General features: G+C 62.2%; 10 protein-coding genes. 5 read left to right on the top strand and 5 right to left on the bottom strand.

The window, feature by feature from the left end; all coding sequences use genetic code 11:
* Positions 1 to 6 precede the first annotated feature (6 nt).
* The 3 genes from V1283_RS04525 to V1283_RS04515 all read left to right on the top strand — a co-directional run bounded on the left by V1283_RS04525 (position 7) and on the right by V1283_RS04515 (position 3,446).
* Positions 7 to 1,080, top strand: coding sequence for a branched-chain amino acid ABC transporter permease (locus V1283_RS04525; RefSeq protein ID WP_334385251.1), 1,074 nt, complete (start codon positions 7 to 9; stop codon positions 1,078 to 1,080).
* A 56-nt stretch (positions 1,081 to 1,136) separates the two neighbouring features.
* Positions 1,137 to 2,417 (top strand): ABC transporter substrate-binding protein, encoded by a 1,281-nt coding sequence (locus tag V1283_RS04520; RefSeq protein WP_334385249.1) that lies wholly within the window; start codon positions 1,137 to 1,139, stop codon positions 2,415 to 2,417.
* A gap of 189 nt (positions 2,418 to 2,606) precedes the next feature.
* Positions 2,607 to 3,446 carry an ABC transporter ATP-binding protein gene (locus V1283_RS04515; protein WP_334385248.1) on the top strand — a complete coding sequence of 280 codons (840 nt, stop codon included), beginning with the start codon at positions 2,607 to 2,609 and terminating at the stop codon, positions 3,444 to 3,446.
* A gap of 14 nt (positions 3,447 to 3,460) precedes the next feature.
* Here the strand turns inward: V1283_RS04515 and V1283_RS04510 are convergent, their stop codons facing one another.
* On the bottom strand, positions 3,461 to 4,621 hold the full coding sequence (locus V1283_RS04510) for an AGE family epimerase/isomerase (RefSeq protein WP_334385247.1): 1,161 nt from the start codon (positions 4,619 to 4,621) through the stop codon (positions 3,461 to 3,463).
* Positions 4,622 to 4,710: 89 nt separating this feature from the next.
* Here V1283_RS04510 and V1283_RS04505 point away from each other — a divergent pair, with 89 nt between their 5' ends.
* A complete protein-coding gene (locus V1283_RS04505) occupies positions 4,711 to 5,934 on the top strand; it encodes a phenylacetate--CoA ligase family protein (protein ID WP_334385246.1) in 1,224 nt (407 codons plus the stop codon).
* A 16-nt stretch (positions 5,935 to 5,950) separates the two neighbouring features.
* Here V1283_RS04505 and V1283_RS04500 read toward each other — a convergent pair whose 3' ends face one another.
* From V1283_RS04500 to V1283_RS04490, 3 genes are read right to left on the bottom strand one after another with little or no spacing between them, the layout of a single operon-like run.
* Complete coding sequence (locus V1283_RS04500; RefSeq protein ID WP_334385245.1) at positions 5,951 to 7,048, bottom strand: DegT/DnrJ/EryC1/StrS family aminotransferase; 1,098 nt, start codon at positions 7,046 to 7,048, stop codon at positions 5,951 to 5,953.
* A gap of 12 nt (positions 7,049 to 7,060) precedes the next feature.
* The gene (locus tag V1283_RS04495) at positions 7,061 to 7,528 is read right to left on the bottom strand and encodes an acyltransferase (protein WP_334385244.1); all 468 of its coding nucleotides are present in this window, start codon (positions 7,526 to 7,528) and stop codon (positions 7,061 to 7,063) included.
* Positions 7,525 to 8,586, bottom strand: a complete 1,062-nt coding sequence (locus tag V1283_RS04490; RefSeq protein ID WP_334385243.1) for a Gfo/Idh/MocA family protein — start codon at positions 8,584 to 8,586, stop codon at positions 7,525 to 7,527. The genes V1283_RS04495 and V1283_RS04490 overlap by 4 nt, the downstream gene beginning before the upstream one ends.
* A gap of 475 nt (positions 8,587 to 9,061) precedes the next feature.
* On the opposite strand from V1283_RS04490, the gene V1283_RS04485 reads away from it, so the two are divergent.
* Positions 9,062 to 9,964, top strand: a complete 903-nt coding sequence (locus tag V1283_RS04485) for an NAD-dependent epimerase/dehydratase family protein (RefSeq protein ID WP_334385242.1) — start codon at positions 9,062 to 9,064, stop codon at positions 9,962 to 9,964.
* Positions 9,965 to 10,076: 112 nt separating this feature from the next.
* On the opposite strand, the gene V1283_RS04480 is transcribed toward V1283_RS04485, so the two are convergent.
* Positions 10,077 to 11,357: a Gfo/Idh/MocA family oxidoreductase gene (locus tag V1283_RS04480; RefSeq protein WP_334385241.1), complete on the bottom strand. Its 1,281-nt coding sequence runs from the start codon at positions 11,355 to 11,357 to the stop codon at positions 10,077 to 10,079.
* Between the last annotated feature and the right edge of the window lie 24 nt (positions 11,358 to 11,381).

Raw genomic sequence — 11,381 nt, 5'->3', positions numbered from 1 at the left:
CAAATCATGGCAGGCCAGACTTTCATTCCCGCCGGCGATTTCCGCACCAGCTACGCGGCGGATACCACCGTGTTTCCGACCACGACCAGCCGCAACGCCATGATCGTGGGCATCGTCCTGATCTGCTTTGCACCTCACATCCTGAACGAATACAGCCTCAGCCTCCTGATCCAGATCGGCATCTTCGGCATCGCAGCGCTTGGGCTGAACATCGTCGTCGGCTTCACCGGCCAGATCTCGATCGGCCACGCCGCTTTCTTCGGCTTCGGCGCCTTCACGTCAGCCTATCTCTCGAACCGGTTCGGCATTCCCGTGTTCTTCTGCATTCCGCTCGCGGGCGTCGTGACGGCGGCGGTCGGCCTGATCTTCGGCCTGCCCGCCGCGCGGCTGAAAGGGCTCTATCTCGCGATCGCGACGCTGGCGGCGCAGTACATCCTGCTCGACTTCTTCGCGCGCGCCGAATGGTTCACCGGCGGCAGTGTTCCCGCCAGCGCCGAACCGTTCTCGCTCTTCGGCTATTCGCTGCGCGGCGACAAGAAATACTTCTACGTCGTGCTCGCCTATGTCGTCGTCTGCTATCTCCTCGTGACGAATCTGATCCGTACCCGCGACGGGCGCGCATTGGTCGCCGTGCGCGACCATTATCTGTCTGCCGAGATCATGGGCATCAACCTGACAAAATACCGGACGCTGTCGTTCGGCCTCGCCGCCTTCTTTGCCGGCGTCGGCGGCGCGCTCTATGCGCATTACAATCAGGTCGTCTCCAACGAAGGTTTCGGCATCGATCGCTCGATCATCTTCCTTGCGATGATCATCATCGGCGGGCTCGGCTCGATCATGGGCACGCTGATGGGCACGGCCTTCATGGTGCTGCTGCCGGAATCGATGGAATGGCTCAGCGTCGCGCTGCGCGGCAGTCCGATCGATCAATTTCTCGGACTAAAGAACAACATCGCTTTCTTGCGCGAGATGGCCATTGGCGTGATCATCATCGTCTTTCTGGTGTTCGAGCCGGATGGACTCGCGCATCGATGGCGTCAGATCAAGGCATACTGGAAACTCTACCCGTTCTCACATTGAGGTCGGAACGGGACGGACAACAAGAAGACCTCGAGAAATAACCGGAGGATTAGTCTATGACGATGAAGACTCTACTGAGCACCGCCTCGCTGGCTTTGCTGTTGGGTAGCACCGCGGCATCAGCCCAGGCGCCGATCTCGCTGGGGCATCTCGCCGACTATTCGGGCGCCACCTCTGACGTCGGAACGCCGTTCGGACAGGGTGTCGCGGACACCTATGCATGGATCAACAAGAATGGCGGCATCAGCGGCGCCAAGGTCAATGTCGACACCGTCGATTACGGCTATCAGGTGCCGCGCGCCATCGCCCAGTACAAGAAATGGTCGGGCTCCGACAAGGTCGCCGCCATTCTCGGCTGGGGCACCGCCGACACCGAGGCACTGACGGGATTCCTGGCCCAGGACAAGATCCCCGATATTTCGGCATCCTATGCCGCCGCACTCTCCGACCCGACGGGTGCCGGCGGCAAGGCCAAGCCCGCACCCTATAATTTTTTCTACGGCCCGAGCTATTCGGACGCGGTTCGCGGCATGCTGACCTGGGCAGCCGAGGACTGGAAAGCGAAGGGCAAGCCGGGCAAGCCGAAGTTCGTCCATATGGGTGCCAACCACCCCTACCCGAACGCACCCAAGGCGGCGGGTGAAGCAATGGCCGCCGAACTCGGCTTCGACCTGCTGCCGCCGATCGTGTTCGCCCTGACGCCTGGCGACTACAGCGCGCAGTGCCTGACCCTGAAGAGCTCGGGCGCCAACTACGCTTATCTGGGCAACACCGCCGGCTCGAACATCTCCGTGCTCAACGCATGCAAGGCCGCGGGCGTCGACGTGCAGTTCCTCGGCAACGTCTGGGGCATGGACGAGAACGCCGCCAAGGCCGCCGGCGCTGCCGCCGATGGCGTGGTGTTCCCGCTGCGCACCGCGGTGGCATGGGGCGGCAACGCGCCCGGCATGAAGACCTTCATGGAAATCTCCAAGATGTCGGATGCGGCCGGCACCGCCTACCGTCCCGTGCACTACCTCGCCGGCGTCTGCACCGCGCTCTACATGAAGGAAGCCGTCGAATGGGCTGCCAAGAACGGCGGCGCCACCGGCGAGAACGTCAAGAAGGGTTTTTATCAGAAGAAGGATTGGGTGCCCGCCGGCGGCGAAGGCATCTGCAATCCCTCGACCTTCACCGAGACGGATCACCGCGGCACGCTCAAGGTTGATCTCTATCGCATGAAGGTCGCCGGCGCGACCGATGCTCCGCTCAACGATCTAGTCAAGAACGGCGGCATCAAGATGGAGAAGGTGAAGACGATCGACCTGCCGCGCAAGCCCGAGTGGCTCGGCTGGTAATGTCAGGCGCGCCTGCAGGCGCCTCAACACTCAACTGTCATCCCCCACGAAGGCGGGGATGCAGTACGCCGCGGCGTCTCGGTCGATCGCAGTCGCCTCTGGAATACTGGATCACCCGCATGCGCGGGTGATGACGGCGGTGGGTGGAGCGGGACGACCCGCTCCACTAACAACGCCAGGATCGGAAACATGACTGAAGCAACCGTAATCAATCGTCCCGCGACGGCGGCGGCACAGGCCGCCCCGTTGCTCAGCGTCCGCAACATCGAGGTGGTCTACGACAAGGTCATCCTGGTGCTGCGCGGCCTCAGCCTCGACGTGCAAAAGGGCGCGATCGTAGCCCTGCTCGGGGCCAATGGCGCCGGCAAGTCGACGACGCTGAAGGCGATCTCGGGCCTTCTCAAGACCGAAGACGGCGAAGTCATCCGCGGCGAGATCCTTTTCGACGGCGCGCGCATCGACGGCATCGATCCCGACAAGATCGTCCGCCGCGGCATCTTCCAGGTGATGGAAGGCCGCCGCATCATCTCCGACATGACCTCGATCGAGAATCTGAAGCTCGGCGCCTTCACCCGCACCGACAACGAGGTCGGCGACGACATCGACATGGTCTTCAGATATTTCCCTCGCCTGAAAGAGCGCACCGGGCTGGCCGGCTATCTCTCCGGAGGCGAGCAGCAGATGCTGGCGATCGGTCGCGCGCTGATGGCGCGGCCCAAGATGATCCTGATGGACGAGCCGTCGATGGGCCTGTCCCCGCTCCTGGTCAAGGAGGTGTTTGCCATCATCAAGGAGATCAACCGCGACCTCGGCGTCACCATCTTGCTGGTGGAGCAGAACGCGCGCGCGGCGCTGTCGGTCGCAAGCCACGGCTACATCATGGAACAGGGCAAGGTGGTGCTCGACGGCACCGCCGACGAATTGCGCGACAACGAGGACGTCAAGGAATTCTACCTCGGCGGCGCCGGCGACCAGCGCAAGAGCTTCAAAAACCTGAAAAGCTTCAAGCGGCGAAAGCGGTGGCTGTGACCGCCACCTATCATCTAGCCGATAACCTGCTCCGCTTCCGTCACCGCGCAAAGCACATGGTAGAACGAAGACGCAGGAATGGTCGCGACCAGCGAGTTGCCGTCGCGATCGAACTGGTCGTACCAGCCGCCCGCCACGGGATGGCTGAGATAATGCCGTTCGAGCCGCGCCAACGCCGCGCGCGCTTCATCTGCGGCTCCCGCCTCGCCCGCTTCAGCCTGCGCGATCCACGCCTTTGCGATTTCGGTCTGCGGCCACAGCCGGCGCGTATGCCGCCTGATGTTGCCGCCGGCGTCGCCTTCGTCGATCAGGCAGCCGGTCGCCGCGTCACGATAGCGCAGCGCCGACGCCAGCAATTCGCCGCGGTAGCGGCCGGTCGGGCAGCCGGTGATGCGTTCAAAGCCCTTCAACAGCCAGGCCCACTCCGCCTGATGCCCCGGCTCGACGCTGATGGGCTCGATCTTCGACCAGTCCTCTTCGAAATACTCGCCAAGCACCTGCCGTTGCTTGTCGTAGAGATTGGCCAGAAACAGGCTGAAGAAATTCCCGGCCCTGTTCTGGAATACCATGTCGTGCGTGGCGTCGAACGCCGCGATCATCGCTTCGAACAGATGCATCTGCGGGTTCTGCCGCCGCGGCAGCGAGACCGGCAATCCTTCGTGCACCCCGCCATGCGGCGAGCGCAGCTCCGTATCGACGAAATGGCACAGCGCATCGATCTCGGCGCGGATTTGCGCGTCACGATCGAGCGCGTGGACGGTTGCCAACGCCAACAGCACGAAGGCGTGGTCGTAGGAATCGCGCAACGGATCCAGCACGGCGCCATCCGGCGTCAAGGTGTGGACAAAGCCCGGCCTGCCGTCAGGGGCTTTCGCTTTCGCCAAGAGATGATCCAAGCCCTTCAGCGCGATCGCGCGGCCGTCGGGATACCAGCCCATTTGCGCCGCCTTGGCGTAGCAATAGATCTGGCGCGCCTGCACAAAGACCCGGCGCGGCGCCAGGCGGTCCGCGCGGCCGTCCGGATCGAGCCGATCGATAAAACCGCCCGCTACGTCGTCCCAGCCTTCGGTCGACCACAGCGGCAGGCAATGGTCGATCATGCGAAGCTTCAGCCTCGCGACGATATCGGCCGAATCCAGCGTATCTGCCGCCGCAGCGGTATCTCTTTCAGCCATTGCGTTCCCTGGAACATCAACACCGGTAGAAGCCGTCTGATAGCACGTCAGAGGCGGCGCGCAATCGGCCCTCACCTGAGGCATCAGCCATGACTGACCACTATGACGCCCTTGAAACGCGCGATCCGGGCCTACGCGAAACGGAGCTGTTTTCCCGCCTCCCTGACGTCCTGCGCAAGGCGCTCGCCGCGCCGGCCTATGCCGAGCGCCTGAGGGGCATCGATCCGGCCGCCGTGACAGGCCGGGCCGCGCTTGCCGACTTGCCAGTGCTGCGCAAGTCGGAACTCCCTGCCCTCCACAAGGCCGCGCCACCCTTCGGCGGCTTTGTTGCCGGACCCTTGGGTTCGTTCGGGCGGCTGTTTACCTCACCGGGCCCGATCTTCGAACCGGAGCCCGTTCACGCCGACCCCTGGCGCGGCGCGCGGGCGTTGTTCGCGGCCGGCTTCCGGCCCGGCGACGTCGTGCTCAACACCTTCAGCTATCATCTGACGCCCGGTGGCTTCATTTTCGACGCCTCGGCGCGGGCGCTGGGCTGTGCGGTGATTCCGGCCGGCCCCGGCAATACCGAACAGCAGTTCGAGCTGATCGAGGCCTATCGGCCGGTCGGCTATAGCGGGACGCCTGATTTCCTCAAGATCCTGCTCGATGCTGCCGCCAGCGCCGGGCGCGACGTCTCCTCGATCAAGCGCGCGCTGGTTTCCGGCGCGGCGTTTCCGAAATCGTTGCAGGACGAAGTCAAGTCGCGCGGCGTCGATGCCTATCAGGCGTTCGGCACCGCCGACCTCGGCATGGTCGCGTTCGAGACGCCGGCGCGCGAGGGCATGGTCGTCAACGAGGACCTGATCATGGAAATCGTGCGTCCCGGCACCGGTGATCCCGTAGCTATCGGCGACGTCGGCGAGATCGTCGTCACCTCGCTCGACCCGCAGCATCCCTGGATCCGGCTCGCGCTCGGGGACCTCACCGCGGCGATGCCGGGCGCAAGCCCGTGCGGACGCACCAACATGCGCATCAAGGGCTGGATGGGCCGCGCCGACCAGACCACCAAGGTCAAGGGCATGTTCGTGCGCCCCGAACAGGTCGCCGAGATCGGCAAGCGCCATCCCGAACTCGGAAGGCTGCGCCTCGTCGTCACGCGATCCGGCGAGAGTGATCTGATGACGCTGAAGGCGGAGACGGCAGCGCCGGCCGAGACGCTGCAGAGCGAGCTCGCTGCAACACTGCGCGCGGTGACCAAGCTCGGCGGCAATGTGGAACTGGTCGGAGCCGGCGCGCTGCCGAACGACGGCAAGGTGATATCAGACGAACGATAAGTGCACCCGCCCCGCTTCAGAACTTGCGAACGAGATCAATCACTTCGTCCTGCTGCTCGCGGGTGATCTCCGCGAACATTGGCAGCGACAGGATTTTCCCCTGATCGCTGGATGCATTGGGAAATTGCTCGGGACGATGGCCGAACCGCTGATACGCGGCCAGGAACGGCAGTGCGGTCGGATAGTTAATCGCGGTCTGCACGCCATTGGCGTTCAGATGTGCGGCCAGCGCATCGCGGCGCGGATGCCTGATCGTGTAGAGATGATAGACATGGCTGCGGTCCGGCGCGACCTCCGGCACCAAGACGTCCTCGATCTGGTTGAGGCCGGCGTCATAAACCTTGGCCGCGCTCTGCCGCGCTTCCGTCCACTGGGCCAAGTGCGGCAGTTTCGCCGATAGGATCGCTGCCTGCATGCCGTCGAGCCGGCTATTGATGCCTTCGATGTGATGCTGATGCTTCACCACACCGCCGTGACGCGCCAGCATGGTCATGTGTTCGGCCAGCCGATCGTCATTGGACATGACCGCGCCGGCATCGCCCATCGCGCCGAGATTCTTGCCCGGATAGAAAGAATAGGTCGCGGCCGTGCCGAACGTCCCGACCTGCTTGCCTTTATAGCGGGCCAGGTGCGCCTGCGCGCAATCCTCGATCACCCAGAGCCCGTGCTTGTTGGCGATCGCCATGATCGCGTCCATGTCCGCCGGCTGTCCGTACAGATGCACCGGAATGATTCCGACGGTGCGTGGTGTGATCGCGGCCTCGATCGCCGCCGGATCGATCGTGAACGTCGCGCCATCGGTATCGCAGAACACCACGGTGGCGCCGGCGTGCGTAATCATCGCCGACGTGCTGATCCAGGAATGCGCCGTTGTGATCACCTCGTCACCCGGCTTGACCTTCAGCGCAGCCATCGCGAGATACAGCGCATCGGTGCCGTTGGCGCAGGAGACGCAATGCCTGACGTCGACGGCCGCGGCGAACTCCCGTTCGAAGGCATCGACGTAGGACCCGCGAATGAAGGCGTTGTCGCGGATGACGGAGGCAATCGCGCCGTCGATCTCGCTTTTGATGGTCTGATACTGCAGTTGCAGATCCGCGAAAGGCACCGGCATCGGTCGTCTTCCCTACTTGTCCGCCAGCAGCCGGCGCGCCGGATTGCCCACATATGTCCCCGACGCCGTGATGTCCTTGGTTACCACCGCGCCCGCACCGATGACAACGTCATCGGCGATCCTGACCGGCATGATCGTGGCGTTGGAGCCGATCGAGACGCGGTTGCCGATCACGGTCTCGCGCCACAAGTCCCTGTTGCCGCGGGCCGGGCCGCCGGTCGAGAACGTATCGTTCACGAACATCACGCCATGGCCGACAAAGCAGTCTTCGCCGATAGTGACGAGTTCGCAGATGAAGGCATGAGACTGCACCCGCGTGCGGGCGCCAACCACGACGCCTTTCTGGATTTCGGTGAACGGCCCGACAAAGCAGTCGTCGCCGATTCTGCAGCCGTAGAGATTGCACGGCTCGACGATTCTGACGCCTGTGCCGAAATCAACGTCGCGCACGCCCGCCTGATGTATCTCTGGCCGGTTCACGAGGCGACACCAAGCCGGCCCAGCCGCGGCGCGAAGCGAAGCGGCACCTCGGCGCCGGTCTCGATCGATTCGTAGAGCGCGGAAATCAATTCCAGGCTCTTGCGCCCTTCGAGGCCGTCGACGAGCGCCGAACGCTGGTTCACCAGGCAGTCGATCACGTGCTGGTAGTAGGCCTGATGGCCGAAGCCGTAGACATTCGGCGGATTGACGGAAAATTTCTCGATCACGTCCCTATCGGACGGAAGCTCTTCGACAAAGCGCCAGTGCCGGATCTGGTTGACGGCGAAGCCCGCAATTTCGACCGTCCCCTTCTCGCCGAGAATCGAAAGCGAGCCTTCGAGGTCGGTCGGCCGGATAGCCGTCGTCGCCTCGATGATCCCGAGTGCGCCGTTGCGGAATTTCAGCGTTGCGACCGCCGTGTCTTCGGCTTCGATCTTTGCCAGCGCCGTGACGGCACGGGCATGAACGCTGACGACGTCGCCGAAGAACCATTCCAGCATGTCGACGTGGTGACTGGCCTGGTTGGAGAGCACGCCGCCGTCATAGGCCCAGGTGCCGCGCCAGGCATCCTGATCGTAATAGGCCTGGTCGCGGCACCAGCGGACGCGGACCGTGCCGAGAATCAATCGGCCGAAGCGGCCGGCCTCCAGCGCCTCGCGCGCCTTCACGACAGGAACGTTGAAGCGATTCTGCTTGACGACGAACAGCTTGACCCCGGCTTCGTCGCAGGCGCGGATCATGTCGTCGGCATCCTGCAGCCGCAGCGCCATCGGCTTCTCGACGACGACGTGCTTTCCGGCCTTCGCGCAGGCGATGACATGGTCGGGATGCATCCCGCTCGGCGTCAGCACCGTCACCGCGTCGATGTCCTTCCGGGCGAGGAAGTCATCCATACCATAAATCGCAGGAATGCCGAACTTCGACGCAATCGCGTCGGCGCGGTTACGAACGGCGTCACAAACGGCAACGAGCCCGGCTCCGTCGATATGATTACCGCCCAAAAGTTCCGAATGGCGCTTTGCGATACGCCCGCATCCGAGCAGGCCGAATCTGATCATGGGAAGCCTTGTTCCATTAGCCGTCAGAATCGACGTTAGCCGCCTGATTGACCGCAGCCAACCCTTCAGGGCAGTGTAAGCCCACGACTCTCGCCGGCGCCGGCGGATTTTCATCCGTCCGAAGGTGTTGACAATGATCCTGGAAGACTGCACCACGCGGTGTGCCCCGCCAACGGCGGGATTAAACCTCATCGGATGGGGTTAAATGGCTCGACGGGATCCCAGCTCCCAAACGCTGCCTGGTGGCACCGTATCCCCCTTCTTATGCGGGAGAGAAGGATCCCGCCAACCTTTGGTTGCGTCCATACGATTCGCTGGCCTATATTAAGAAGATTGGCAGCGGGCCTATTCCAAACGCAAAGCTGGTTTTTCAGATTAGATGCAACAGGAAACTCAGCGGCGAAAAAGCGTTCCCGGGCTGATGAACTCACGTCCCATACCTGCTTGCGACGGAGCCGGTCCCCGGTCGAGCGCCGTGTCGGACTCGCAGGATAGCCGCGACAGCAAGAAAACCAGGGTGCTCGTCACCGGCGCCGACGGGTTTGTCGGACGTCATCTGGTTCCGTATCTTGTTGCGCAGGGCTATAGCGTGATCGCTGCATCGAGAGTGGTGACCTCCTTCGACAATCCGGACGTGACCGCCGTTCCGCTTTCGGATCTCTCGCGGTTGTTCGACTGGCAACCCCTGCTGGACCAATGCGACGCCGTCGTTCATCTTGCCGGCATTGCTCACAAATACGCCGGCGACGATTTTTATGATCGCGTCAATCATCGCGCGACGTCGGCGCTGGCACGAGCGATATCGCGCGGCCCGACAAAGCATCTGGTGTTCATTTCCTCGATCGCCGCCCAGTCCGGCTCTTATGCGGATCACGACCTCACCGAGGATGATTTTCCGACGCCGAACAACGCGTATGGACGATCCAAATTTGCCGCCGAACAGGCGATACGCGCGGCCGGAATTTCGTTTACAATCCTGCGTCCCGTCGTGATCTATGGCGAAGGCGAGAAGGGAAACTTCGCGACCGTCCACCGGCTTTCGCGCCTGCCGATTCCGCTTCCCTTCGGGGCGCTATGTGCGCAGCGATCCGTGCTGTCGATCCAGAATTTCAACTCGGCCGTTACGACCGCGCTGAGCAATCCCCGCGCGCAGGGCGAGACCTTCATCGTATCCAACCCGGCACCGGTGACGGTCGCACATCTCATCGCGCGTCACCGTGCGAGCTACGGCAGACCACCCTGGCTGCTGCCGGTACCTCAAAGCTGGGTCAAGCTGACACTCCAGGCCACCGGCCAGGGTGCGATTTGGGAGCGGATCGGCCAACCCCTGGTCGCTCCACCAGCCAAGCTCATATCGATCGGCTGGGAGCCGTCCTGAACGGTCTTCGCTTCACCACAAGCACCTTTGGAGAATGCAGGTACCGCGTTCAGGCTGAACGATAAATGCCAAACACCACCGGATCGGTGCGCGCGTGCTGCCCTCAATTGCCTCAGGATGTGGCGATGGGTCGCTGCTTTTGCAGTTGAGACAAGTCTTTGATCAAGAGATCAAAGAAACGGGATTGCCGGATAGTTAACATCATCGCGGGTGACGCCTCGGACCGGCGCGAAGCTACTACGCATGAACTTTCCTCACTGACGGCTTTGTGAACCGCCTCAATGATCCGGCCTATCGTTTCTTGGTCCGCGCTATCAATACGCGTCCCCTGAGTGTCCAACAGCGGAGCGATATTATCGATAATCCACGCTGAAACGTCGGGCTCATGCATTGAACCGCCGTTTATTAGACGCAACGCTACGGCCTGCGCCTCTCTTTCTATGAGCAACTCACGAACGGTCTCTGTCAACGTAACAGACCCAAGACAGTGTGCAGCCAGCTGTGTAGACAAAGCCATATTTTCCGGTCGATCGATAGCGTCCAGAAAGTCTCTTATCTCTGTAGCGAGTGGCCTGATGCGGGTGCGAGCTTCCAAGTTTGGCTGGTCCGCGCCATCAATCGCGATCCGGCCGGGCTCCGTTGTAAAGTCGATTTCTGCAGTCCCGCCGTCCTGAAACGCCAGTCTGAGGGCGCGCTTTCGTGCCGTTGCTCTTCTTGCAAACACAATGGTTGCTCGCGAAGAGCCCACATCTATTTCCAGTTCCACGGCGCCGAGGGGTCGAGGTTTCGCAGCACGAAGCTGCGGTTCATATTCATTTTGAATCACCCTCAGTATTGACCAAAGATGAGGTATGGCTTCATCCGCCTTGTTTGCAGTCAAGTTCAGAAACTTTGCTTCCCCGTGTCGCATCTCAAAATCGGGATCAATCCATTCCAGTTCAATCCTGTCGATCTGGCGGCCAATCCACAACTGTCGGAAATAGTGTAAAAAATCCGCCTTGAGCAAATGTAGCGCCACGCAAAGCGCAATGTTGCGCTGCTCAGCAAGTTCAATCAGGTGCTTTGCACTTTGACCGCTCAGCGCTAGCGGTTTTTCGACAAGCGTAGGCACCCCGTTTCGTAGTAAAATTTCCGCGGTTGATGCGTGGTTGGAGTCGGCCGTGACTACGATAGCCGCGTCGGGCTTTTCTGCGAGCGCCGCATTCAGGCTGGAGAACAATTCGAACGTCGGGGCTGCGCCGGGATTCTGTGCAATGAAGGTATCGACGGCCGCGCTGTTGTGGCGGGTGACCCAGAGAACTCGCTCGATCCGCCCCGAAAACTGTGCCAACACTCCGGCGTGGGTGCGCGCCCATCTCCCGCCACCAATCAGAGCCAGACAGATTCCAGGCATTGTGCATTCCATCCCGCCATGGCG

Source organism: Bradyrhizobium sp. AZCC 2262 (assembly GCF_036924535.1).
Lineage (GTDB): Bacteria > Pseudomonadota > Alphaproteobacteria > Rhizobiales > Xanthobacteraceae > Bradyrhizobium.
This window is presented reverse-complemented; position numbering and strand designations above follow the sequence as displayed.

Bases quoted from the DNA above. Each gene is read 5' to 3' on its own strand.
- V1283_RS04480 (WP_334385241.1), bottom strand. From the start codon at position 11,357: ATGCCTGGAATCTGTCTGGCTCTGATTGGTGGCGGGAGATGGGCGCGC.
- V1283_RS04520 (WP_334385249.1), top strand. From the start codon at position 1,137: ATGACGATGAAGACTCTACTGAGCACCGCCTCGCTGGCTTTGCTGTTG.
- V1283_RS04510 (WP_334385247.1), bottom strand. From the start codon at position 4,621: ATGGCTGAAAGAGATACCGCTGCGGCGGCAGATACGCTGGATTCGGCC.
- V1283_RS04525 (WP_334385251.1), top strand. From the start codon at position 7: ATGGCAGGCCAGACTTTCATTCCCGCCGGCGATTTCCGCACCAGCTAC.
- V1283_RS04515 (WP_334385248.1), top strand. From the start codon at position 2,607: ATGACTGAAGCAACCGTAATCAATCGTCCCGCGACGGCGGCGGCACAG.
- V1283_RS04490 (WP_334385243.1), bottom strand. From the start codon at position 8,586: ATGATCAGATTCGGCCTGCTCGGATGCGGGCGTATCGCAAAGCGCCAT.
- V1283_RS04500 (WP_334385245.1), bottom strand. From the start codon at position 7,048: ATGCCGGTGCCTTTCGCGGATCTGCAACTGCAGTATCAGACCATCAAA.
- V1283_RS04505 (WP_334385246.1), top strand. From the start codon at position 4,711: ATGACTGACCACTATGACGCCCTTGAAACGCGCGATCCGGGCCTACGC.